We start from the raw sequence: 23874 nt of genomic DNA, 5'->3' as shown, positions 1-23874 counted from the left end.
CTGACTCCCTGACCCGCGGCGGAGCTGGTTTTTTCAGCGTCTGCGGCATCATTATTAGATTGTTGACAGTTATTATTCTGAAAGGTTTAAATAGTCAATAAAAAAATATGTTTCGACCCGAAACCCTGAGATTTTTTTACTTTAATATATAAATTTGATATGCATGTATTTTGCATGATGAAAGCATATCTCTTAAGTTACTGTTGTTTAGTATGAATATTATATCTGTTCAATCCGGCTATACAATGCTGTGATGTGGATGTGAGCCTAAAAACAGGGCTTGATATTGGATATTTCAGTAAACAACATCAAAAAACAGGCTGTAAAATATAAAATTCAGGCTATTTTGCAGAAATCACCCGAAAATACGCCTTTTTCAGGGCTGTTTACGCCTGAGTCTGAAATAGGTTCCCAGCTCGGCAACCAGAATTGCAATGACGATAAACGCCGCTCCCATATACTGTTTCAGCTTTAAAACCTCGCCGCCGATGAAAAAGCTGAAGAATGCCGAGGAAATCGGCTCCATGGTGAACATTATTGCCGCTTTTGTGGGGGTTGTGTACTTCTGCATCGCAGTCTGGATGAAAAAACAGAAAACTGTGGCCACTGTGGCGTTAAAAAGGAGCGACCAGAAGACGAAAGGGTGCTTAAGCTGGCTGAAATCAGGGTTTTCAAACATCAGCGAATAGAGCATGGACATAACTGCCACAACGCCTATCTGGACTGTTGTCAGAAGCATTGCGTCATATTTTCTGGAATATTTGTCGGTAAGGATTATCTGAACGCCGATAAAAAATGCGTTTGCCAGAGCCAGAATCTGCCCGCCTGACAGGTTTATGCTGTCGGCAACGGTTATCATCAGCATTCCGGCTGCGGAGAGCAGAACTCCTATCCATGAGAACAGGTGAGGATTCTTTTTCAGAAACACAGCAGAGAGGATCGGCACGAACAGAACGTATGTACCGGTCAGGAAGCCCACTTCGGTGGCTGTTGCATATTTAAGGGCGAGGGTCTGGAAGGTGAACACCAGAAACAGTGTGAATCCCAATTTTATGCCGTCTTTCAGCAGGGGAATGCTGAAAAGCTCACGCCTGAAATAGCAGAAAACCATCATGATAGCCAGTGCGAGGGAGAAACGCAGACCCACGAATGTGATGGGTTCGAAAAGCTCCACCGTCTGCTTTATAACAATGAACGTACTGCCCCATATCAGTGATATGAAAAGGAGTGAGCTGTCCGCAAAATACTCTCTGAACTTCTGCTGCATGTTTAAAAATCCTTAGCGTGTAAATATAAGCTTTGGACTTTACACCTCTAAACTCTGTTATTCAACCTGAATTTTTGCACGGCACGGCCGAGGCTTTCTGCAAGTCCGTTCAGAATGTCCGCCTGACTGCTGTTTGACTGGGCTATCTGTGCGTTCTTTTTGGAGAAGGATGCTATGGTGGCCGAGTTTTCTGATATCTCACGGCTGGACCTGTTCTGCTGTTCCATTGCGGAGGATATGGACTGGATGCGGTCGGAGACGCTTATCACGCCGTTTATTATCTCTTCCAGAGCGTCTTTCAGCCCTGTCACCATCTCCTCTCCCTCTCTGGCGAGTTTTGCGCCTTTTTCAAAGTCATTTACAGACACGTCAACCTGTCTGCGGATGTTCTCTGTCATGCCGGATATCTCCTCCGTTGCGCTTCTGGTTCTTTCCGCCAGCTTGCGAACCTCATCCGCAACAACGGCGAACCCTCTGCCGTGTTCTCCGGCTCTTGCGGCCTCAATTGCGGCATTGAGCGCAAGGAGGTTTGTCTGCTCGGCAATGTCGGTTATGACCTTCAGAATCTCCGTTATGTGTGTGGACGAACTGCCCAGACTGTCCATGTTCTTCGATGTGTTCATTACTGTGGCTGTCAGGGTGCTGATGCCTGAGACGGTCTTTTCCAGTGTGTTCTGACCGCTTGCCGCACTGCTTCTTATCATCATGACCTCGCTGCTGACGCTTTCTATGTTCTCCGTTATGTTGGTGAACGATATAAGTATCTCACGCACAGCCTGTTCGACCTTGGCGGTTCTTTCGGACTGGGTCTTTATGGCCTCCGAGAGGACAGTGCTGGATTGCAGAAGCTCGTTTGAATGTCTGCTTACGTCGTCCGCCGCATAGCTGACATCGTTCAGCGTTGTGCTGAAGTTCTCAACCATGTTGTTGACGTGTTCGCCCATCTCGCCTATCTCGTCCCTTCGGTTTATGTCATATCGGGATGTCAGGTCGCCGGATGCCACCTCTTCCAGATAGCCTCCAAGCCTGTTTATGGGCTGTGAGATGTTGCTTTTGAAGAGAATGTTCATGAATACAGATGCCGCAACGATAACCAGAACGGCTATTACGGCGAATTTCAGAACGATGCTGCCGATTATTCCGCCGATAAGCTCACCCGCAGGTGCGCCGCCCACCAGAATGCAGTTCAGCGGGTCTATGTAGGCATAGCTTGCCAGATGTCTCTGGCCGTTCTGGCTGTATGTAACCGAGCCCTGCTTCTTTTTCAGCATCTCTTTTACATAGCTCTCTTTTGAAAGGTCTTTGCCCGCCATCTTTTTGTCAGGATGCAGAAGCACTTTCCCTTTCATGTCTATTACGAAGTATGATCCTGTTTTGCCTATCTTCTGGGTCATGACCATGTTTTCGAATGATTTTTTTGCGTAATTGTCGATGTAGATAGAACCGGAGGAGGCCTCCTTCTCCGGCAGGGCGGCACAAAGGAGCCACTGGTATTTATCGCTCCAGCTGCAAAGGGCATACAGGTTATCACCCATGCGTGATTTTATCACCGAAACATCGCTCCTGCCTTTCAGAACGCCCGACAGTGAGTCTTCATTCTCCAGTTTAACGTTTGGCATTACTGTCATAAAACCGTCGGCATCTATGGCAAATGTGAAGCCTGATTTGCCTATGCGCTTTTTGTCTATGATATCCATTATCCTGAATTTTATTGATTCAAAATCCTCTCCGGCAATGGTGTATGCACCGGATATCCGCTCAGCAGTGTCGTTGACCGAGGCAAGCTCGTTCTCAAGTATCATGCTGATGTCGCCCCTGTTGCTCTCCGCCAGTTTTGCCGAAAGCTCGTCAAACCCTTTCAGTCTGTCTTTTAAGGAGTTTGCCTGAAAGGTCAGCAGGGTCTCTATCTGCCTGAAAAGCTGTGTCTCAATGGTGCTTATCACCGACCAGCCCGTAACGGTTATGCTGAAAAGAATACAGATTGCGAAGAGTATGAGGGTTTTTGTTTTTATCCTCATATTTTTAATGTTTAAGGTCATTTTTCACCGCCATGAATAATAATGGGGAAATTCTAAGGCGGCTTATCATATCCGTCAATTGTTAGATTGGTGTATTTGATAATATTAAGAATAGTTTGCAAGATTATGACAGCTGTCTGACATCCTGTGCAGGCCACAAAAAAAGGCGGCCTTGTGAGCCGCCATTGGGGTTGTATAGGGAAACGGTATTAACCGAAACGTCCGGTGATATAGTCCTCTGTCTTTTTTACAGTGGGGTTTGTGAAGATGGTGCTGGTGTCGCCCACTTCGATAAGCTCGCCCATGTAAAAGAACGCCGTGTAGTCGGAAACCCTTGCAGCCTGCTGCATGTTGTGGGTAACGATGATAACGGTGAGCCTCTCTTTCAGCTCGTATATCAGCTCCTCGATCTTCTGGGTTGCGATGGGGTCAAGAGCCGATGCGGGTTCGTCCATAAGGAGCACTTCGGGTTCCATTGCCAGAGCACGGGCTATGCAGAGCCTCTGCTGCTGACCGCCTGAAAGTTCTGTCGCCTGAGACCTGAGCCTGTCCTTAACCTCTTCCCAGAGGCCTGCCTTTCTGAGTGAGCCCTCTACGAGGTCGTCCATCTCACTGCCTTTTGAAACAAGACCGTGGATTCTGGGTGCATAGGCAATGTTTTCGTAGATGGTTTTGGGAAAGGGGTTGGGCTTCTGGAAGACCATTCCCACTCTGCGGCGCAGTTCCACCACGTCCAGTTTGGAGTCGTGGATCTCCTGATCGTCAAGGAATATTCCGCCCTCGACACGGATGCCTTTGATAAGGTCGTTCATTCTGTTGAAGCATCTGAGATAAGTGGATTTTCCGCATCCCGAGGGGCCTATAAGTGCCGTCACCTTTCTTTCGGGGAAAGTAAGGTTTATATCCTTTAATGCTTTGAAGTCTCCGTAGTAAAAGTTGAGATTTTCAGACTTCATTTTAATGTTTTTCATTGTCTATAAGCTCCTGATTACCATTTACGTTCGTATTTATTTCTTAAAAGCACTGCGGTAGCGTTAAGCACCAGAAGAACCGTAAGCAGTACTATGATGCAAAGTGCGGTTCTTTCGGTGTAGGCTTTCAGCGAGTCGCCCGACCATGTGTATATTTGTGCCGGGAGCACTGTTGCAGCCTCGGTCATTGTTTTGGGTGCTGACGGGATGTATGCAAGCATACCCACAATGAGCAGAGGAGCGGTTTCTCCAATGGCTCTTGCCATACTTATAATAGCTCCTGTCATGATTCCTGGCAAACTTAAAGGAAGGATATGGTGCCAAACCACCTGCCAGGGTGATGCGCCAACACCTTGAGCCGCCTGACGTATTGTGTCGGGCACGGAAGAGAGAGCCGCACGTGTGCTTATGATGATAACGGGAAGTGACATAAGCGAAAGGGTGAGACCGCCCGCCAGTGCGGAAGAACGGGGTACACCGAAAAGGTTTATGAATATTGCCAGACCCAGAAGACCGAAGATTATCGAAGGTATGGCCGCAAGGTTGTTGATATTAACCTCAATTATGCGTGTGAACCAGTTGTCCGGAGCGAACTCTTCAAGATAGATAGCCGTCATGACCCCGATAGGAGCCGAAAAGAGTATGGTCAGGAAGAGCACATAAAGCGAACCGACCACGGCGGAAGCGAGACCCGCCATTTCGGGCAGTTTGGAGTCTCCGTTGGAGAAGAACCACTTGTTGAACACCAGCTTGGCCTTGCCCTCTTTTTTAAGGGTGTCCACAAGTGCTATGTCATCTTCGGAAAGCCTGTTTGGCTTGCCTTTCATATACTGGTCAACCTCGGAATCCGCCAGAACCCATTCGGTTTTGACGGTGTTCATCAGCTTGGGGTTCTCTTCCATCTGCATCGGGATGAGGCGGAGGAAACCGCGGCTGACGAGAAGCTCCATCTCCTCTGTGACCGCCATCTGCGGAACTTCCATTGAATCGGCGCTGTATGTCACCTCTGTCTGAATGACTGTCTGTTTTGCTGCTGTGTAGCCTGTGCGGATTATATCCGTCATGAAGAACACAAGGAACGATGCCGCAACCACGATTGCCGAAACAGCCAGAATACGGAAGAGGATCTCGCCTCTGTATCTCTGTCTTATTCTTTTCTGACGTCTTAATTCTTTATTATCCATCTGTAAGTCCTATACGTATTGTTTGCGGAATTTTCTGATGATGACGCTGGAGACGATGTTCAGTATCAGGGTGATTATCAGAAGTACAAAGCTGAGACCGAATGCCGAAAGCGTTTCAAGGCTGTCGAACGACTGGTCGCCTGTGAGCGCATCGACAATCTTTACCGTTACTGTGGTCATTCCGTCCAGAGGGTTTGCGGAGAGTTTCGGCTGAAGTCCTGCCGCCATCACCACGATCATTGTTTCGCCTATTGCCCTTGAAAAGGCCAGAAGCACAGAAGAGATGATGCCGGGCATTGCCGCAGGCAGCAGAACGTGCTTCATTGTCTCTGAGCGGGTCATTCCCAGTGCAAGGGAGCCTTCTCTCATGTTCTGAGGGATGGCGTTTATAACGTCGTCGGAAAGGGACGATACGAACGGGATTATCATGATGCCCATGACGAGTCCGGGGGTGAGGGCGTTTGTGTAGTCCGCCTGAAGTCCGAAAAAGTTTGCCGCATGAACGATGAGCGGGCTGACAGTGATTGCGGCGAAGAAACCGTATACCACCGAAGGGATGCCCGCAAGAATCTCAAGGACAGGCTTCACCCAGCCTCTGACCCTTGACGATGCGTATTCGCTCATGAAAATAGCGGAAAAAAGACCTATCGGCACCGCCACTGCAAGAGCGATAAGGGTTATCATCAGGGTTCCGGCAAATATCGGAACAGAACCGAACTTCGCCTCTGCGGCGTGGGCTGCGTCTCTGCCTGCTCCCTGAAGGAATGCAGTGTCAGGATCCCACTCTGTGCCTGTTATGAAGTTCCAGAAGCTCACCTGAGAGAAGAACTTCATAGACTCGAAAAGGATTGAGAACACAATCCCTATTGTGGTTAATATTGAAACAAGGGATGCGGCTATGAGCGTCACCTTGATTGTCTTCTCTATAAAATTCCTTGCCTTGAGGTTTTTGGCTATCTTTTTCTGCGAATACCACAGGCCAAAAGCCGCAATGAGCAGGATTGTTGTCAAATGCATTGTGAAAGGGACTTTGAATATTTTAGTGGAACCGATAATGGTGAAGGCAAAAGAGATTACCAATGAGGGAACAGCCATCCAGATTACGCTGTACCACCCGTAGTGAGCGGGTCTGGAGTGAAACCTTTCTCCCGATTCAAGCTCGCCCGTTCTGGCTTTTTTACGCCCAATGTAAAAAGCGGCGTAGCAGAGGGGCAGCACACCGATGAGAAAGTATAAAAGAATTTTGAGCATCTGAAAAACTCCAAACAAAATTTAAAAAAGGCCTGCCGCCGTATCAGCGGCAGACCATGTATCTTAAGAACCGTTGTTAGTTAAGGTCGCTGAGCTTAAGAGCAGTTTTCTTGCCCCATTTTGCTCTTTCTGCGTCTCTTTCAGCTTTGGGAAGGGGGATCAGACCGATTCTTTTCAGAAGGCCTCTGTCGCCGATCATTTTTTCGCTGAGGAAGAGGTCAACATATTCCTGAATTCCGGGCACTTTGCCGATGTGTTCCTGTTTTACATAGAAGAACAGTGAACGGGAGATCGGGTATTTGCCTGTGGAGATGTTTGCAGGTACGGGAGCGAAACCGTCTACAGTTGCACCCTGAAGTTTGTCCATGTTCTCTTCAAGGAAAGAGTAGCCGAAGATACCGATTGCGTCGGGGTCTTTCGCCAGTTTCTGAACGATAAGGTTGTCGTTTTCACCTGCGGGGATGTATGCACCGTCCTGACGGATCTTGCTGTAGGCCTTTTTGCCGTATTCATCCATTTTCGCAGTTGTTTCCTGCATTACCATCTCTTCGAATGCATCTCTTGTGCCGGATGAGCTGGGGGGGCCGTAGATAACTATTTTTTTGTTGGGAAGAGCAGAGTTAATGTCTTTCCATGTTTTGTAGGGGTTTGCAACGAGTTTGCCGTCAACGGGAACCTCTGCTGCGACTGCAAGCAGAATGTCTTTTCTTGAAAGAGACATGGGAGCCGCTTTCCTGTTGAAGGCGATTGCGATGCCGTCGAAACCTATCTTAACTTCGGAGATAAGTTTGTTGCCCACTTCCATGTTTTTGTTGAACTCGCTGTCCTTCATTCTTCTGGAAGAGTTTGTGATGTCAGGAGTGTTCAGGTCTGAGCCTGATGCGAAAAGTTTGTGGCCGCCGCCGGAACCTGTGGACTCGATGATGGGAGTCTGAAACTTGGTTGTTGCGCCGAACTCTTCAGCAACATAAGAAGAGAAGGGATACACTGTGCTGGAACCAACGATTCTGATCTGCTCTCTGGCATGAGCTGAAACTGTGAGACCTGCAAGTGCTATTATTGAGAGCACAAGCGTGAAAAGCTTTTTCATTTTATCCTCCTGTCTTTTGGATAATCATTTTCTGCCTGAGTCAGATTTACTATGAATATGTAAAATACTTGTTAAGCCGATGTCAAAATTTCATTAAAGATATGGAGTGCCTCTGAAAAGGCTTTAAATAGGGCTGTTCAGAGGGGATGAAATTTTTTTCGTAAAACTCCTTGACACTTAGTATCTACTTTGTTATATAACATTCTCCTGTTAGACAGGTTTCGGGATGTAGCGCAGACTGGTAGCGTACACCCTTGGGGTGGGTGTGGTCGCAGGTTCAAATCCTGTCATCCCGATTTGAAAAAAAGGGCATTAGCCGTTTGGCTGATGCCCTTTTTTAATATGCAGGATGACAGGATTGCCCGAACTTGCTTCGGGCTCAATCATAGTGTGTGTGAGAGTTCAGTTCTGCAGTCTTTGCATTAGAGCATAGTTCAGAATGATTAACGTATTGATTGTATTCGTAAAACGTCACCCTGATAACTCCACTCACGTCACTCTGAGGCGAAGCCGAAGAGTCTCTGCTCAAACTGAGATGCTTCACTGCGTTCAGCATGACAAATTCAACCCAAGCATTGGATTAAGCAGTGTACGACAGATATTATGGAAAATGCATCAGCCGTTAGTCTGATGCTTTTATTATATTCAAAATTGCTGTATATTCTTTAATGTTGCTTTTAATTCTTAAAGAGCATATTCTCCTAATATTACTAATTATTTAAATTAAAAGGTATTTTATGAGCAAAGGCGTTTTCTTTATCATAGCGGCGGCTGTTCTCTGGGGAACCACAGGCACTGCGCAGTTTTTCGCCCCTGAGGGGGCATCCCCTATGACGGTGGGGGCTTTCAGGCTTCTGGTCGGCGGAACAGGTCTTCTTCTGCTTGCTGTTTTTTCAGGCAGCTTCAAGGGCGGTGCGCCTTGGAACAGGCTCCATGTGCTTTTGGGCGGGCTTGCTGTTGCGGCATATCAGGTGACTTTTTTCACAGGGGTCAAGCTTACCGGCGTTGCTGTCGGAACCATAGTCGCAATCGGTTCTGCGCCTGTCAGTGCGGGGATACTCGGATATTTCATTCTTCATGAAAAAATCAGGATGCGTTGGTATATCTCATCAGCTCTCGCTATTCTCGGATGCGCTCTCCTTGCCCTTTCAGGCGGGGGGGACATACAGATCAGCCTGCCGGGGATAATATGCGCCTTCGGGGCGGGATTTTCCTATGCGCTTTATGCGCTGCTCACCAAGATGCTTATAAAGGATCATAACGGAACAGCCGCAGTGGGTTTAATCTTTTTTCTGGGAGCTGTGCTTCTTTCTCCGATTCTTTTTGTTTCGGAAACAGGCTGGATAATGAGCTGGCAGGGTGCTGCGGTTGCTGTTCATCTGGGGCTTATAACCACTACTGTGTCATATGTGCTTTTTGCGAAGGGGCTGAGAACCGTTTCGGTCTCCGCAACTGCCACACTTTCACTGGTGGAGCCGCTTACGGCCACTATTCTGGGCATATTCCTTGTCGGTGAAAGGATTAATTTCATGGTCGGAATGGGGATCACCTGTCTGTTTCTGGGCATAGCCATACTTATCATGAAGGGCAGAGGCTAGAACATAAAAAACCTCCCGCTTGCGGGAGGTTTTCTGTTTTTTTTTAATAATACTGCGTTCAGTATGACGTTACATCAATGCTGATGTTCAGTTCTTCTTATGATCTCTTCCTGCAGTTCATCCGTTATATCAACGAAGTAGTCAGAGTAGCCTGCAACCCTTACTATGAGGTCTCTGTAGTTCTCAGGGTGAACCTGAGCTTCTCTGAGGACTTTTTCATCCATAACGTTGAACTGTATGTGGTGTCCGTCCATACGGAAATATGAGCGGACGAGTCTGCAAACGTTGTCTATGCCTTCGTCGGTGTACATAAATTCCTTAGCGAATCTCTGGTTAAGCAGGGTGCCGCCTGTGCGCAGGTGGTCGATCTTCGAGGCGGATTTGATAACAGCCGTGGGGCCGTGTCTGTCCGCACCCTGAACAGGGGATATGCCTTCCGAAAGGGGGATGCCTTTCTTGCGTCCGTCGGGCAGTGCGCCGATCACGCTGCCGAAATACACATGAGATGTGGTGGGCAGAAGGTTGATCCTGTGCACTCCGCCTCTTGTGTTCGGTCTGCCGTTTACGGATTCAAAGAAGATTTCAAAAACCATGCGCATCAGATCATCCGCATAGTCATCGTCATTGCCGTATTTGGGAGTATTCTCAAGGAGCTGAGCACGCAGTTCGTCATATCCTGCGAAGTCTGCGTCCAGAGCCTTCTTCATTTCATCAAGGCTGATTATCTCCTGATCGTAAACATTATATTTCAGCGACGCGAGTGAGTCTGTCACAGAACCGAGACCCACGCCCTGAATATATGTGGTGTTGTACCTTGCGCCGCCGTCGTTGTAGTCCCTGCCGTTTTTGATGCAGTCCTCTGTGAGTATGGAGAGGAAAGGAACGGGGATGTATTCAGCGAAAAGGCGCTCAATAACTATATTGCCACGTATTTTAATGTCTATGAAGTAGTTAAGCTGCTTTTTGTAGGCTTCCGTAAGCTCTTCAAAAGATTTGAAGTCAGCGGGAATATCAAGCCCTATCTGCTTCTGCGTATATTTGTCATATCCGCCGTAGATGGTAAGCTCAAGGATTTTGGACAGGTTGAAATATCCGGAGAGGATGTACGCCTCTGTTCCGAATGCACCTGATTCAACACAGCCTGATGCGCCGCCGTTTCTGGCGTCAACTATGTCCTTGCCCTGACGCATAAGCTCCTGAATGATTGCATCAGTGTTAAATATGGAAGGCTGTCCGAAGCCTGTTTTTACTATATTCAGAGCCCTTTTCAGGAATCTGTCGGGTGTTTTTTTGGATATCTGCACCATTGAGCTGGGCTGGAGAAGCCTCATCTCCTCGATAACATCAAGGAGAACGTATGAGAGGTCGTTTACTCCGTCGGAACCGTCCTCTTTTACGCCGCCCACGTTTATAAGGGCGAAGTCGGTGTAGGTGTTGGATTCTTTGGCTGTTATACCCACTTTAGGGGGGGCAGGGTGGTTGTTGAACTTGATCCAGAATGAGTGGAGCAGTTCCTTAGCACCTTCCTCGGTGAGTCTGCCGGCTTCTATATCCGCCTTGTAGAAAGGATAAAGATGCTGGTCAAGCCTGCCGGGGTTGAATGCATCCCAGGGGTTTGTTTCAGTTATAACGCCGATGTGGACGAACCAGTAAAGCTGTAAAGCCTCCCAGAAGTTTTCCGGTGCGTTTGCGGGCACTTTGGAGCAGATAACGCTCATTTCCTGAAGTTCGAGCTTACGTTTCAGGTCTGTTTCCATGTCTGCCATCTGTTTCAGAGCCAGAGCATTGCGCTCGGCAAAGTTTATGACGGCATCTGCGGCGATGATCATCGCCTTGAGCTCTTCGTTTTTATTGAATGCTTCGGGATCGTTGAAGAAGTCCAGCTCTTTAATAGCCTGTGCGGCTTCCTCTTTCAGCCCGTTAAGCCCTGTTCTGAATATTTTTTTGCCCAGAACCGTATGTCCGGGCGCTCTCTGTTCCTGAAACTCAGTGAAAACACCTGCTTCATAGGCTCTCATCCATTCTTCGGTCATGTGCTCAAGAACTTTTTCCCTGTGGGATTTGCCCGACCAGAACGGAAAGACAATATCATCGTGGAGTTTTCTGTTTTTCTCATCGACCTTGAAGGAGACCTTCGGTCTTGAGTGGAGGATTTCGAAATCCTCTTTGGAATGTATACACACCTCAGGGTAGGTGGGGGTTGCTTTGGGTGCAGGGCCTCTTTCGCCGACTATGAGTTCGCCGTCCTGAAAGTAAAGCTCCTTGTTTGCCATTATGTAGTGGAAGGCTTTTGCCCGCTGAACAGGAACAGACAGACCGTCCGCCTCACCGCTTTTAAAAAACTCTGTTAACAAAACTCCCCTTTCAGAAGAAATTGTGGGGACTGCGTCAAGGCTCTCTTCACGGAGTCTTTTGATCCTGTCAGTCATATGCTTAGCCTCCTATTTTGGTCTTTATGCCGTATTCGCTGAAGAAAGCGGCAATCAGGTGCATGTATTCGTCAGACGGCTTTTCAATGTCGTCCATAAGGTATTTTTGTCCCAGCCTGCGGTATTTGTCCTTTCCGATCTTATGATACGGAAGGAGATCCAGAGGAACTCCGGGGAACTGTGCCGTGAACTCCGCCGTTTTTCTGAGGTTTATCTCCGTATCCGTTATTGTGGGGATAACAGGGAACCTCAGTCTTACTTCCGTGCCGCTTTCGAATATGACACGGAAGTTATCAAGTATTTGTCCGTTCGGCACACCGCAGTATTTTTTGTGTAGCTCATCATCCATGAGCTTGATGTCATAAAGAAACAGGTCTGTGAGAGGAATGGCCTTTTCAAGTATGTTTCTGTTAACATATCCTGATGTGTCCACGCAGGTTTTTATCCCTTTTTCCTTACAGCTTTTAAGCAGAGCCAGCAGAAATTCATGCTGGGCAAAAACCTCGCCTCCGGAGAAAGTTACCCCGCCGCCTGATTCCTCATAGAAGAGAATGTCTTTTTCAATCTCCGCCATGACTTCCCTGACGGTCATCTCTTTTCCTACGGTCTCCATGCTTTCCAGAACTTTTCCGTCAAGCTTCAGTTCTTTCTTTATCTGCTCAATGGCAAAGCCCTTGCTCTCCGGGTTGTGACACCATATGCAGGAGAGGGGACAGCCCTTAAGAAACACAGTCGAGCGGATTCCGGGGCCGTCATGGATTGCGTATTTCTTTATGTCAAACACTATACCTTTTATTATACACCTCAAATGAGACTAAAACAATCTTAAAATAACAATTATTCTATTTTTTCTTACCGAGATATGCTTCCTGAACCTTGGGGTCGTTGAGCAGATCTGAGGAACTGCCTGATATCGTCACCCTGCCCACGTCAATAACATAACCTCTGTCGGCAAGCTTGAGTGCAGCTTTTGCGTTCTGTTCAACGAGGAGAACTGTAACGCCTGTTTTCGAGATTTCTTTGATGGCGGCAAATATCATTTTAACGAGTATGGGTGCTATGCCCAGTGAAGGCTCATCCAGAAGAAGAAGCTGCGGCTTGGACATAAGTGCTCTGGAGATGGCCAGCATCTGCTGTTCTCCGCCGGAGAGAGTTCCGGCAAGCTGTTTGCGTCTTTCCAGAAGTCTGGGGAAGAGGGCGTATATCCACTCAAGAGTGTCTTTATCCACGCTTTTTTTAACAAATGCGCCTATTTTTATGTTCTCTTCCACTGTGAGTGTGCCGAAAACCTGACGTCCTTCGGGAGAGTGGGAAACACCTTCTCTAACTATTTTATGGGCAGGCATTTTAGCAAGATCAACGTCCTTATAAAGAATCTGTCCTGATTTCGGCTTAATAAGTCCGCTCAGTGTACGCAGGGTTGTTGATTTGCCTGCGCCGTTAGCACCGAGGATTGAGACTATCTCCCCTTTGTTTACTGAAAAGCTGATGCCTTTTATTGCCTGAATACTGCCGTAGTTTACGATGAGGTCTTTTACTTCCAAGAGTTTTTCTGCCATGTTAGTTTTCCTCCTCCTCCTCATCATCATCATCACTGCCGAGGTATGCTTCAATAACCACGGGGTCATTCTGAATGTATTCAGGATCTCCTTCGCTTATTTTTTTACCGAAGTTTATTACGGTTATCTTGTTTACAAGCTTCATAACCATATCCATATCATGCTCGATGAGGAGTATGGTGATGCCTTCGTCTTTAATTCTGTTGATGAGTTCCATCAGTTCCAGAGTTTCCTTCTCGTTCAGTCCCGCAGCGGGTTCGTCAAGGATGAGAAGTTCCGGTTCGGTGGCAAGCGCCCTGCCTATCTCCACACGTCTCTGTATGCCGTATGCAAGTGACTGAGTGGGGATTGTGGCGTATTCGGAAAGCCCCATGATCTTCATGATATCTTTCACTTTCAGCCAGTTTTCCTTTTCATCCTTTCTGTAGAAGGGTGTGCTTAAGAGCCCCTGTAACCATGACTGTTTCGATTTCTGATGGCGGCCGGAGATAATGTTCTCCGCAACGCTCATCTTTCCGAAGAGCCTGATGTTCTGGAATGTGCGCACAATGCCTTTTCCAGCTATGTCGCAGGGGTGCATTCCGGCTATATTCTCGCCTTTCCAGATGATTTCGCCTTCCTCGGGTTTATATATCCCTGTGATGCAGTTAAAAGCTGTGGTTTTTCCCGCACCGTTGGGGCCGATTATTCCGTATATGTCCCCCTTTTCAACTTTGAAAGAGAGCTTATCCATGGCGACAACGCCGCCGAATACTTTTGTAACGTTTCTAAGTTCAAGCAGACTCATTGCTTAGTCCTCCGTGACGTATTTCGGCAGTCTGCCGTATTTGGCGGGGAACATGCCTTCCGGGCGGAGAACCATTGAAACAACCATTGCAAGGCCGAACACGAAGTATCTGGCTGTCGCAAATTCCCTGAAAATTTCGGGGATGACGAACATTATGAAGGTTCCTGCCAGAATGCCGGGTATTGATGCCTTGCCCCCCACGAGGATGATGGCAAAGAATATAACCGATGTCATGAAGTTGAATGCCTCAGGGCTGACTGCGGCGTACTGTATGGAGAACACAAAGCCAGCGAGACCCGCAATGGCGGCTCCCAGAGCGAAGGAGAAAACACGGTAGAACCTTGTGCTGATCCCCAGACTCTCTGCGGCGATGGGGTCTTCCTGAATATAATGCAGGGCTCTGCCCACTTTGCTTCTTTCAAGGTTTCTGATAATCAGGAGTGTGGCCAGAAGAAGGAAAAACGCTATGTAGTATATCGTGACGCCGTCATCCAGATAAAATCCGAATATTTTTGCCTCGATACCGAATATTCCGTTAGGGCCGCCAGTGAGACCTAAAAGGTCATTCTTAAGAGCCTGTTCGAACACGATGTTCATACCTATTGTCGCCACAAGGAGATAATCGCCTCTGAGGTGGACAATGGGCATTGAGAGCAGAATGGCAAAAAGAGCAGGGACAATTATTACTACCGGCACTGCAAAAAGAATGTTAAGCCCGAAATGGACGTTCATTATTGCTGTTATATAGGCTCCGAGACCGAAGAAGAGGGCATGACCCATGTCAAACATTCCGGCACGGCCGAGCACTATGTCAAGGCTGAGCGCCACAACTGAATAAATGCAGAAGGTTGACACAACGGTAAGCCATCTGGGGTCGTTCAGCAGGGGGAAAAGAGCCAGGGCTGCGAAAAAGATTGCGTATCCGATTACAGATTTGTTTTTCATTACACCTTCTCCGCTACACGCTCACCAAGGATACCTTTGGGGCGCACTATGAGTATGAGTATAAGCAGAATGAAAGTGAAAGCTTCTGCCCATGTGGAGGAGACATATCCTGCTATGAGAGCGGTGAAAAGACCAAGGAGGTATCCGCCCACCATGGAGCCGGGAATGTTTCCTATACCGCCGAGAATCGCCGCTATGAAAGCGTTGAGACCGTAGATCCATCCAAGGTTGAAGCTGATTCCTCTGTAGTACATTCCTATGAAAAGACCGCCAACGGAGCCGAGAATTGCGCCGACCACGAAGATGATCATTATTATCAAATTCACGTTTATGCCCATCAGCTTTGCAACATCCTGATTGATGGCGCTGGCTCTGATGGCTGTTCCCATTTTGGTGTAGTTGATGAAAAGTGTCAGGGATACCATAAGAATCAATGTGATTATTATCATTGTAGCCTGAACAAAGGTTATTGTGATGCCGTAAACTGTCCAGCTTGCTGCGGGAAGAATGTCAGAGGGGAATATTGTTATGTTGGGACCCCAGATAAGCATTATGCCGTTCTGGATCATCATTGACGCACCGAGTGCGGAAACAACTGCCGAAAGCCTTGAGGCATTGCGCAAGGGTCTGTATGCAACCCTTTCCACTAACAGCGCAACAGCGGCCGCGACAATTGCCGTCAGCACAAAGACCATAACAACGACCATTGACTGAGGAATTATGCCCATACCTATAAGCTGCGTATAAAACATGAGGCCGACATAGGCCGAAAAGGCAACAAGATCGCCGTGCGCAAAGTTAATAAGCTTCATAACGCCGTAAACCATTGTGTAGCCTAGGGCTACCAGAGCGTAAATACTGCCGATTATTAAACCGTTAACTACCTGCTGAAGAAATATATCCATAAGCTCTTCCTTAATATTTCGTCATTCTAAGTATAGGGAAGCGAGTATCTTTCCTTTACCTAGAAAGATGAAACCCCCTATGGGAATAATGAGTAAAAAGGGCGGCGGTATGCGCCGCCCTGTGTTTCTTGTAAATATCTGTTACTGTTTGGGATATGCAACACCGTAGCTTCCGTCAGCTTTGATGTTGTAAACCATGAAGGTAGAACCAACGCGCTCTCCTCTTGTGTCCCATTTAAGTTTGCCTGAGTAGCCGTTAAGTGTGTTTTTGTGCAGCCAGTCAGAGACTTTTTTGGTATCTGTTGTCTTAAGTTTTTCCATTGCAGTAAGGAACGCAAGCATTCCGTCAGCATTCAGCAGAGACCATATAGAGGGGATTTCTTTTCCGTATTTTGCTTTGTATGCAGCGAGGAATTTTTTCGCACTGTCATAGGGAAGCATGTCGGGAGTGGGAACGTTGATGATTTTCGCATCTTTCGCAGCTGCTCCGGCAAGTTTAGCGAAGTCAACGTTGTCGTTAGCGTCGCCGCCGATGAATTCAGCATTTATGCCGAGCTGTTTCTGCTGAGCACGGATAAGACCGCCGTCAGAGTAGTAGCCTGCGAAGTAGATTACATCAGGGTTAAGAGCTTTTACACTTGTGAGAACAGGTGTGAAGTTCTGGCTGTTTGCTTTGATTTTGCCGGCATAAACAACGTTGCCTTTAAGTTTTTTCACTTCAGCGGTAACAGCGTCAGCAAGTCCTGTAGCATAGCTTGAGTGGTCGGAGATGATAGCTATACGTTTGAATTTTGCAACTTTTACCATGTATTCTGCTGTGAAAGTGGCAGCGGCTGAGTTGGGGTTGGAGTTTCTGAAGAAAGTCCAGTAGCCTTCTTTTACGAGTGAGTCGCTTGTGCCGTCAGTTGTCTGAAGAACGCCTGCGCGGTAGTAGGTTCTCTGTGCAGCTTCAGCAGCGCTTGAAGTGTAAGAACCGATAACCATGATAACGCCTTTTTCAACAAGTTCTTTGGCGCAGATAGCTGCTTTCATTGCCTGACCTTCATCATCGCATGTGAAAACTTCAAGCTTTTTGCCGAGCAGTCCGCCTTTCGCGTTGTACTGGTCTGCAAGAAGTCTTGCAGCGTTGTCAATACCTTGTCCTTCGTTTGCGTACTCGCCTGTGATAGGTGCCTGTACTCCGACTTTGATGGTGTCAGCGGCAAATGCCGTAACTGCGAAAATCGCACTTGCCATCAGCATAAGTGACAGACTAAACAGTTTTTTCATAGCTTCCTCCTGTTAACTAGTGTTGTATTCTATCCATCGATAGCCAACTATCGACTAGAATATCATTTCACAAAAATTCCTTTTCTCAAAGCTCTATTTGAGTAAACAATAAGTTACTCTGCTTCCATATGAGGATAGCCTATTGCAAGGGGCGGAACAAAGGTTTCTTTCACTGTGCGGGTGTTAACCCAACGGATAAGGTTGAGGTAGCTGCCTGCCTTATCGTTTGTGCCCGAGCCTCTGCCGCCTCCGAAAGGCTGCTGTCCCACAACTGCTCCTGTGGGTTTGTCGTTTATGTAGAAGTTTCCTGCTGCGTCCTCAAGCAGTTCAACCGCTGTGATTATCGCTTCCCTGCATCTTGCGAATATTGAGCCGGTAAGGGCATATTCGTTGCCGGAGTTGCAGAGTTTCAGGTATTCTTCGTATTTTTCGTCTTCATAGAAGGTAACTGTCAGAACGGGTCCGAAGATCTCCTCTCTGAAAGTTTTGAACTCAAGGTTCTGAGTTGTGATTACAGTGGGTTCAATGAACCAGCCTTTTGACTCGTCATATCCTCCGCCTATCACTATCTCGGCGTCTGATGCCTGTTTAGCATAGTCGATGAAGGCTGTGATTGACTTATAGGCTCTTTTGGAGACAACTGCTGTCATGAAGTTTCTGAAATCCATGGGTGAACCCATTTTGATTTCGCCGACAAGCTCCTTCATTCTTTTGAGGTAAGCGTCTTTCATGCTCATGGGAATGTATGCTCTTGAAGCGGCGGAGCATTTCTGTCCCTGATACTCAAAAGCACCTCTGACTGAAGCTACAGCCAGTTCATCAAGGTCGGCAGATTTGTGAGCGAAGATGAAGTCCTTGCCTCCGGTTTCGCCGACAATTCTCGGATATGATTTGTATGTGTAGATGTTTTTGCCGATTGTTTCCCAGATATTTTTGAATACGCCTGTGCTGCCTGTGAAGTGGATACCGCCGAAGTCGGGGCTGGAGAATGTTGCCGCTGATATGTCCTTCGCATCGGAAGGTACATAGTTGACAACGCCGTCAGGCAGTCCCGCTTCCTTGAATATCTTCATAAGAAGATTCGGAACATAAGCGGCGTCGCCTGATGGTTTCCAGAGAACCACATTGCCCATCATCGCAGGGGCGAGGGGCAGGTTGCCGGAAATCGCCGTGAAGTTGAAAGGCGTAACAGCGAGTATGAAGCCTTCAAGAGGGCGGTACTGAAGAGAGTTCCACACGCCTTTTGAGTTATGCATGGGCTGCTCTCCGTATATCTGCTGCATAAAGTGAACGTTGAAGCGGAGGAAGTCGATAAGCTCACATGCGGAGTCGATCTCAGCCTGAACAGCGGTTTTGCCTATGGAAAGCATGGTTGCCGCATTCATCTGCGCACGGTATTTGGTGGAGATCAGCTCTGCGATTTTGAGGAAAATGCCTGCTCTGTGAAACCAGGGCATTTTGCCCCATGCTTCTCTGGCTGCCATTGCGGCGTCTATTGCCTGCTGTATTTCGGGCTGGCCTGCTTTATGGTATTTGCCGAGTCTTATTGAGTGGTCAAAGGGAGCGGTTATTTCAACAGTATCTCCTGTTTTAACTTCTTTGCCGCCAATAACAACAGGTATTTCTATGTATTTTTCAGAAAGTTCCTTAAGGGCTGCTTTGAGCTCTTTTTTCTCTTTACTGCCTTCACGGTATTCGAATACCGGTTCGTTCTGGGGAAATGGCACTTTAAAAATGCTGTTATTCATTTTCTCCTCCTATATGTCTTGTATTATATGTTATCTTCCGCCAGTGAGGATGCCTTTGATAGCCGAACCGACTATGGCGGGGTTTTCTTTCAGTCTACGGATGCTGTAAGGCAGCCAGTCTTCTCCGAAAGGAGTATAGATGCGGAGCCTGTGTCCATCGGCAAGAAGTCTTTTGCGAAGCTCGGAACGCACTCCCAGAAGCATCTGGAATTCGTATTCGTGTTTTTCGAGCTTATATTTTTTGATCAGTTCCATGGCGCCGTTCACAAGAACATCGTCGTGTGTGGCTATGCCTACATATGCCTTTTTCTGGAAAAGAAGCTCAAGGCACTCAAGGAAGTTGTCCTGAACTTTCTTTCTGTTGTTGTATGCTATCTCATCTGGCTCTTTGTAAATGCCTTTGCAGAGACGGATGTTTGCCTGCTCTGTTGAATCTGCGATGTGCTTGATATCGTCAATGGTGCGCTTGAGGCACGCCTGGAGAACAGTTCCGCAGCTTTTGGGCATTTCCCTGCTGAGTGTGAGGTAAAGATCGATCGTGTAGTCCGTGTAGGGGTGGTTTTCCATGTCTATGCGGACAAAGATGCCTTTGCTGTGTGCATAGCTTATAACTTCCGTCATGAACTTGGTGGATGTTTCCTCGTTAAAGAGGATTCCGAATGCAGAGGGCTTAATGGATATGTTTGTGTTAAGTTTCTGCTTCTCGATGTTGTCGAGTACAAGCTTGTACATTTCGACCGTTTGTTTGGCCTTGTTGATGTCGTCAGTAAACTCCCCGAGTAAATCAATAGTTCCCATGGCCCCTTCAGCGTTGAGAGCTTTGGTCATGCTGAAAGCGTCCTCAGGCAGTGCTCCTGCGACGTATCTTTTCGCAAAGAACCCGACCATAGCTTTCGGCATGTAAGGCATGGAGTTGGCAATGAATGTGTTAAACATTTTTTTCTCCGATTTTTAAAAAGTCGGCGGAGTATTGACCCATAGGAGTGTGGTCTCACCGTCATAAGTGTTTCTCCATCTATGTGGAATGTTGGAATTGTATACTGCGCTGTCCCCCTCGTTAAGAAGCATTGTCTTATTGTCCAGCGTTATCTCCACCTGACCGTGGAGTACGTATACAAACTCCTCCCCAACATGCAGATTGTAGTCGCTCCCGCTGTACGCACCTTTTTCAAGGATGTGGTAAAGCGGTTCGAGAACAGAGTTGGCTCCCTTAGGTTTAAGGGATTCATAAACAACTTTGGATGCCTTGGAAGTTAACGTAACCCGTTCGTTTTTTCGAACGACTACAGAGTCTTTTTCCCCTTTGGCAACATCAAAGAAAGAGGTGATGGTAACTCCCAGCGCTTCCGATATTTTGCGCAGGCTGGCAACAGTGGGCGAAACAAGGTTACGCTCAACCTGTGAAAGAAAAGATATGCTGCATCCGCTGACTTTAGCTAAGTCACGGAGAGACATTTTGCGTTCCTGTCTCAGGTCCCTCATTTTCTTGCCGAAGTCCAAAATATACCTCTTTTTTATTTAATCATGCTGTTCATTATACTGAACATTGATAAGATGTCAATGGATTTGGATGATGCAAAAGTTAACTGAGGGGGATAGATCAATGCCGCATTGCCATTGTAATATTTATTACAAAGTGTATTTTTTTCTGTTTGTAAGATAACAAATGATACTGGCGGCTGTATTTTAAATAATAAAAAAAGGATAGTGTATATTGAACAAATGCCGCTTTTTACACAGTTTTTCGGGATATCGGAAATAAAAAAATCTTAGCATTTTATCGATTGTGAAAACTTAAACTCATGTTTTTCCAAAACGCTGTTTATTGTCAGCCATGTTACAAAGGGTATTTTTGAAGCAGAAGATTGCCGCCGGAAATAGTGAAAAAATTGAATCCTTTTGTTTTTTATACGAAACGGAAGGTCGATAAAGTAAAATATATTTCGCAAATTTGAATAACGGACAGAGGCGGTTTTCATATCACGGCGATCAGACTGAAATAAGTTACATGTCCTCTTTTATAAGATCATATATACTAGTCTTTTATTTCTTTTTAGTTGACTAGATTAAATATTATTCCTAAATTTGTAACCATCAGTATGTGATGTTCTATTTTAATGAAAAATACAAACGAGGAATATATGGCTAAACAGAAAACTATTACTTTAAAAAGAGTTGTTGTAACCGGACTTGGAGCTGTAACCCCTCTGGGAAACAATGTTGCCGACACATGGAAAAACCTTGTGAACGGTGTCAGCGGTGCGGGACCTATCACGAAGTTTGACGCATCAGGCTTTAAGACCCGCTTTGCATGCGAAGTCAAAGGATTTGATCCTCTTCAGTATTTTGATGCCAAAGAGGCTCGCAGACTGGATCTTTTCTCTCAATACAGCATCGCCGCAGCAGACGAGGCATATAAAGACGCCGGACTTGACAACGCAGAGTTCAACAAAAACCGTGCGGGCGTGATCTGGTCGTCGGCAGTGGGCGGGATGTCTACAATGGACGAACAGCTTATAGACTATGCAGAGCACAGGGGCAAACCCAAGTTTTCTCCTTTTCTTGTTCCTAAAATAATCACCGATATAGCCGCCGGACATATCTCTATAAGATTCGGCCTGCACGGGGTCAACTTCTGCCCCGTATCCGCATGCGCATCATCAACAAACGCCATCGCCGATGCATTCAACTACATCAGGCTTGGTGTGGCAGATATAATCGTTGCGGGCGGAGCCGAAGGCGCAATATGCGAATCATCCGTGGGCGGTTTCAGCGCAATGAAAGCTCTTTCCGAGAGGAACGATTCCCCTGAGACAGCCTCACGTCCTTTCGACAGGGACAGAGACGGTTTCGTTATGGGTGAGGGCGCCGCAGGGCTTATTCTTGAAGAATACGAGCACGCAAAGGCCAGAGGTGCGAAGATCTACGCTGAGGTTCTTGGCGTTGGTTTCGGTGCGGATGCATACCACCTGACAGCCACACACCCCGAAGGTCTGGGGGCGTACCTCGCAATGACAGGTGCCCTTGAGGATGCGGGTCTGACTGTTGACGACGTTGACTATATAAACATGCACGCCACCTCCACTCCCGTTGGTGACGACAGTGAGATAAAATCCATCGTAAAACTTTTTGGTGAAACTCCCAAAAAACTGTCTGTTAGCGCAACAAAATCCATGACAGGTCACCTGCTGGGTGCGGCGGGAGCAATAGAATCGCTGATATGCGTTATGGCTGTGAAGGACGACATAATCCCCCCCACCATAAACACTGTGAATGTCGGGGATGAGATAGCAAAAGGCATCGACCTGACACTTGGCAAGGCCAGAAAGAAGACTGTCAACGTTGCGATGAGCAACACTTTCGGTTTCGGCGGTCACTGCGCCATTGCGGCATTCGGAAAACTCAGAGATTAATCATAAAAAAGGCCGTGCCCCAAATGGAGTACGGCCTTTTCTCCTACTGTCCCGAGGATTATGAGATGTTGAAGAAAGTCTTATTGTCCGCCTCTGACACACTTCAGATAGCCCGAGCCGGTTTTGGCCGAGGTCATTCCCTTTCCTGTAGTGAAATCAACTCCCCATGCAGACGTTTTTGTTATCTGATAAGTTGTTGAAGACCAGAAAAAGCTGTTTGCCGGATACTGAAATGCCGTGCTGATTGCGGGAGATGCGCTTGCTCTGTATGATATCGAGTTCAGCTCTCTTACGTTCGGAAGCCGCCAGTCGGAATAACCGCCGTATGTCAGACTTCCGCAGTATGTAAGTGCGTCTGTCCATGTTTTTGAAACCAGCGACTGATCCGCCCATTCAAGCCCGGTTCTGGAGTCGTAGACTATTCCGTTGGAAGAGTCTCTGGTGAATGAACCCAGAGTGGAATTACTGCCTGAAACACATCTGTAATAGTTGTAATTATCTTTGATATCGGTATTCTGTACTCCTGTTCCGAAGTTAAGCACCCAGAAATAGCCCGTTGTGCCGTATGACTCTCTGGATGTCCAGTATGAACCCGAAGCGTAGTTTGTGAAAGAGTTGTTGAGGTAGGGTGCGGAGGATTTTCCGTAATCGGCGGTCATCTCAATGTCGCTGATGTCGGGCAGTCTCCATGTATTACTGCCTATGGCGGAGTTTTCGCAGAGGGTGTTAGCCGCTGCGTATGTCTGTGTTGTGGGGGTGGCGAGGTTGTGCCAGATCATTCCGTTAACATTGTCGGTGACGGTGCTGTCGGATGTGTTGGTTACAAAATCGGGTGCGGCTCCGGTTTGACTTTCACCGTCCTGATAGGTGCTTGCGCAGGAGACGGACGTTCCTGCGGAGTTCCAGCATCCGGTCTGTCCTGTTTTAAGCAGGAGCAGTTCGGCGGCGGCAATTTCGAACGCAGGAAGTGATGCCGTGTCCTCTCCGTCGGAAGCGGTTATTATTATGTCTCTGTAAAAGCCTTGTGCGGGAGTTCCTGATAAGGTTCCCGTTGAGGTGTCGAACGATGCCCAGTCAGGCTTATTGGTTATGCTGAATGTTACAGTATCCCCGTCGGTGTCTGTTGCGGCAGGTGTGAAAGTGTATGCTGTTCCGGCTTTCAGAAAGGTTTCCGGCGAGCCTGATATCTGCGGCGGGTTGTTTGTGTCCTTGTCGCTGTCCTTTGAGGACGATCCGCCACCGCATGCGGCAACAGAAACCAGCACCAGCAGTGATAAAATCATATGTTTCATGACCATATTCCCCTCATAATTCATTAAGTGCATAATACGGTATAAACACACTGGAATGTGTTGGTATTATTGTGTTAAATATGAGGATGAAATGTGTCGTGAGGATTATGGACTTTATTAGGTTGAGTTCGCAGACGAACGGCCGATT

Annotated in this window: 19 protein-coding genes and 1 tRNA gene; 3 read left to right on the top strand and 17 right to left on the bottom strand. The window is 47.3% G+C overall.

Annotated features, from left to right (window positions below; translation table 11 throughout):
* Positions 1–376: 376 nt before the first annotated feature.
* The 6 genes from C8D98_RS08870 to C8D98_RS08845 all read right to left on the bottom strand — a co-directional run bounded on the left by C8D98_RS08870 (position 377) and on the right by C8D98_RS08845 (position 7781).
* Positions 377–1267 carry a DMT family transporter gene (locus C8D98_RS08870; RefSeq protein ID WP_132873774.1) on the bottom strand — a complete coding sequence of 297 codons (891 nt, stop codon included), beginning with the start codon at positions 1265–1267 and terminating at the stop codon, positions 377–379.
* Between the two features lie 47 nt (positions 1268–1314).
* Positions 1315–3306 (bottom strand): methyl-accepting chemotaxis protein, encoded by a 1992-nt coding sequence (locus tag C8D98_RS08865; protein ID WP_132873773.1) that lies wholly within the window; start codon positions 3304–3306, stop codon positions 1315–1317.
* A 188-nt stretch (positions 3307–3494) separates the two neighbouring features.
* The gene (pstB, locus tag C8D98_RS08860) at positions 3495–4256 is read right to left on the bottom strand and encodes a phosphate ABC transporter ATP-binding protein PstB (protein ID WP_132873772.1); all 762 of its coding nucleotides are present in this window, start codon (positions 4254–4256) and stop codon (positions 3495–3497) included.
* Between the two features lie 17 nt (positions 4257–4273).
* The gene (pstA, locus tag C8D98_RS08855; RefSeq protein ID WP_132873771.1) at positions 4274–5440 is read right to left on the bottom strand and encodes a phosphate ABC transporter permease PstA; all 1167 of its coding nucleotides are present in this window, start codon (positions 5438–5440) and stop codon (positions 4274–4276) included.
* Between the two features lie 9 nt (positions 5441–5449).
* Positions 5450–6691: a phosphate ABC transporter permease subunit PstC gene (pstC, locus tag C8D98_RS08850; RefSeq protein ID WP_132873770.1), complete on the bottom strand. Its 1242-nt coding sequence runs from the start codon at positions 6689–6691 to the stop codon at positions 5450–5452.
* Between the two features lie 76 nt (positions 6692–6767).
* Positions 6768–7781: a PstS family phosphate ABC transporter substrate-binding protein gene (locus tag C8D98_RS08845; RefSeq protein WP_132873769.1), complete on the bottom strand. Its 1014-nt coding sequence runs from the start codon at positions 7779–7781 to the stop codon at positions 6768–6770.
* A gap of 222 nt (positions 7782–8003) precedes the next feature.
* On the opposite strand from C8D98_RS08845, the gene C8D98_RS08840 reads away from it, so the two are divergent.
* Positions 8004–8077, top strand: a tRNA-Pro gene (locus C8D98_RS08840).
* Positions 8078–8518: 441 nt separating this feature from the next.
* Complete coding sequence (locus tag C8D98_RS08835; protein ID WP_132873768.1) at positions 8519–9379, top strand: DMT family transporter; 861 nt, start codon at positions 8519–8521, stop codon at positions 9377–9379.
* A 74-nt stretch (positions 9380–9453) separates the two neighbouring features.
* Here the strand turns inward: C8D98_RS08835 and hypD are convergent, their stop codons facing one another.
* From hypD to C8D98_RS08785, 10 genes are all read right to left on the bottom strand, one after another.
* Complete coding sequence (gene hypD, locus C8D98_RS08830) at positions 9454–11808, bottom strand: trans-4-hydroxy-L-proline dehydratase (protein WP_132873767.1); 2355 nt, start codon at positions 11806–11808, stop codon at positions 9454–9456.
* Positions 11809–11812: 4 nt separating this feature from the next.
* Positions 11813–12592 (bottom strand): glycyl-radical enzyme activating protein, encoded by a 780-nt coding sequence (locus C8D98_RS08825; protein WP_207891253.1) that lies wholly within the window; start codon positions 12590–12592, stop codon positions 11813–11815.
* Between the two features lie 58 nt (positions 12593–12650).
* The gene (locus C8D98_RS08820; protein WP_132873766.1) at positions 12651–13367 is read right to left on the bottom strand and encodes an ABC transporter ATP-binding protein; all 717 of its coding nucleotides are present in this window, start codon (positions 13365–13367) and stop codon (positions 12651–12653) included.
* Position 13368: 1 nt separating this feature from the next.
* A complete protein-coding gene (locus C8D98_RS08815; RefSeq protein WP_132873765.1) occupies positions 13369–14154 on the bottom strand; it encodes an ABC transporter ATP-binding protein in 786 nt (261 codons plus the stop codon).
* Positions 14155–14157: 3 nt separating this feature from the next.
* The gene (locus C8D98_RS08810) at positions 14158–15099 is read right to left on the bottom strand and encodes a branched-chain amino acid ABC transporter permease (RefSeq protein WP_132873764.1); all 942 of its coding nucleotides are present in this window, start codon (positions 15097–15099) and stop codon (positions 14158–14160) included.
* On the bottom strand, positions 15099–16004 hold the full coding sequence (locus C8D98_RS08805; protein ID WP_132873763.1) for a branched-chain amino acid ABC transporter permease: 906 nt from the start codon (positions 16002–16004) through the stop codon (positions 15099–15101). The genes C8D98_RS08810 and C8D98_RS08805 overlap by 1 nt, the downstream gene beginning before the upstream one ends.
* Positions 16005–16145: 141 nt before the next feature.
* Positions 16146–17273: a branched-chain amino acid ABC transporter substrate-binding protein gene (locus tag C8D98_RS08800; protein ID WP_132873762.1), complete on the bottom strand. Its 1128-nt coding sequence runs from the start codon at positions 17271–17273 to the stop codon at positions 16146–16148.
* 113 nt (positions 17274–17386) lie between these two features.
* On the bottom strand, positions 17387–19021 hold the full coding sequence (gene pruA / locus C8D98_RS08795; RefSeq protein ID WP_132873761.1) for an L-glutamate gamma-semialdehyde dehydrogenase: 1635 nt from the start codon (positions 19019–19021) through the stop codon (positions 17387–17389).
* Positions 19022–19051: 30 nt separating this feature from the next.
* Entirely contained in the window at positions 19052–19957 is a 906-nt protein-coding gene (locus tag C8D98_RS08790) for a proline dehydrogenase family protein (RefSeq protein ID WP_132873760.1), read from the bottom strand.
* Positions 19958–19972: 15 nt separating this feature from the next.
* Positions 19973–20503, bottom strand: coding sequence for a helix-turn-helix domain-containing protein (locus C8D98_RS08785; protein WP_430717334.1), 531 nt, complete (start codon positions 20501–20503; stop codon positions 19973–19975).
* A 659-nt stretch (positions 20504–21162) separates the two neighbouring features.
* Here C8D98_RS08785 and fabF point away from each other — a divergent pair.
* Positions 21163–22434: a beta-ketoacyl-ACP synthase II gene (gene fabF / locus C8D98_RS08780; protein WP_222426170.1), complete on the top strand. Its 1272-nt coding sequence runs from the start codon at positions 21163–21165 to the stop codon at positions 22432–22434.
* Between the two features lie 80 nt (positions 22435–22514).
* On the opposite strand, the gene C8D98_RS08775 is transcribed toward fabF, so the two are convergent.
* Positions 22515–23726, bottom strand: a complete 1212-nt coding sequence (locus C8D98_RS08775; protein ID WP_165871248.1) for an Lcl domain-containing protein — start codon at positions 23724–23726, stop codon at positions 22515–22517.
* Between the last annotated feature and the right edge of the window lie 148 nt (positions 23727–23874).

It is taken from the genome of Seleniivibrio woodruffii, from assembly GCF_004339245.1.
Classification (GTDB): Bacteria; Chrysiogenota; Deferribacteres; order Deferribacterales; family Geovibrionaceae; genus Seleniivibrio; species Seleniivibrio woodruffii.
The sequence above is the reverse complement of the archived record's forward strand: the minus strand, read 5'-3'. Positions and strand labels throughout refer to the sequence as shown.

Bases quoted from the DNA above. Each gene is read 5' to 3' on its own strand.
- C8D98_RS08870 (WP_132873774.1), bottom strand. From the start codon at position 1,267: ATGCAGCAGAAGTTCAGAGAGTATTTTGCGGACAGCTCACTCCTTTTC.
- C8D98_RS08865 (WP_132873773.1), bottom strand. From the start codon at position 3,306: ATGACCTTAAACATTAAAAATATGAGGATAAAAACAAAAACCCTCATA.
- pstB (WP_132873772.1), bottom strand. From the start codon at position 4,256: ATGAAAAACATTAAAATGAAGTCTGAAAATCTCAACTTTTACTACGGA.
- pstA (WP_132873771.1), bottom strand. From the start codon at position 5,440: ATGGATAATAAAGAATTAAGACGTCAGAAAAGAATAAGACAGAGATAC.
- pstC (WP_132873770.1), bottom strand. From the start codon at position 6,691: ATGCTCAAAATTCTTTTATACTTTCTCATCGGTGTGCTGCCCCTCTGC.
- C8D98_RS08845 (WP_132873769.1), bottom strand. From the start codon at position 7,781: ATGAAAAAGCTTTTCACGCTTGTGCTCTCAATAATAGCACTTGCAGGT.
- C8D98_RS08835 (WP_132873768.1), top strand. From the start codon at position 8,519: ATGAGCAAAGGCGTTTTCTTTATCATAGCGGCGGCTGTTCTCTGGGGA.
- hypD (WP_132873767.1), bottom strand. From the start codon at position 11,808: ATGACTGACAGGATCAAAAGACTCCGTGAAGAGAGCCTTGACGCAGTC.
- C8D98_RS08820 (WP_132873766.1), bottom strand. From the start codon at position 13,367: ATGGCAGAAAAACTCTTGGAAGTAAAAGACCTCATCGTAAACTACGGC.
- C8D98_RS08815 (WP_132873765.1), bottom strand. From the start codon at position 14,154: ATGAGTCTGCTTGAACTTAGAAACGTTACAAAAGTATTCGGCGGCGTT.
- C8D98_RS08810 (WP_132873764.1), bottom strand. From the start codon at position 15,099: ATGAAAAACAAATCTGTAATCGGATACGCAATCTTTTTCGCAGCCCTG.
- C8D98_RS08805 (WP_132873763.1), bottom strand. From the start codon at position 16,004: ATGGATATATTTCTTCAGCAGGTAGTTAACGGTTTAATAATCGGCAGT.
- C8D98_RS08800 (WP_132873762.1), bottom strand. From the start codon at position 17,273: ATGAAAAAACTGTTTAGTCTGTCACTTATGCTGATGGCAAGTGCGATT.
- pruA (WP_132873761.1), bottom strand. From the start codon at position 19,021: ATGAATAACAGCATTTTTAAAGTGCCATTTCCCCAGAACGAACCGGTA.
- C8D98_RS08790 (WP_132873760.1), bottom strand. From the start codon at position 19,957: ATGTTTAACACATTCATTGCCAACTCCATGCCTTACATGCCGAAAGCT.
- C8D98_RS08785 (WP_430717334.1), bottom strand. From the start codon at position 20,503: ATGAGGGACCTGAGACAGGAACGCAAAATGTCTCTCCGTGACTTAGCT.
- fabF (WP_222426170.1), top strand. From the start codon at position 21,163: ATGGCTAAACAGAAAACTATTACTTTAAAAAGAGTTGTTGTAACCGGA.
- C8D98_RS08775 (WP_165871248.1), bottom strand. From the start codon at position 23,726: ATGAAACATATGATTTTATCACTGCTGGTGCTGGTTTCTGTTGCCGCA.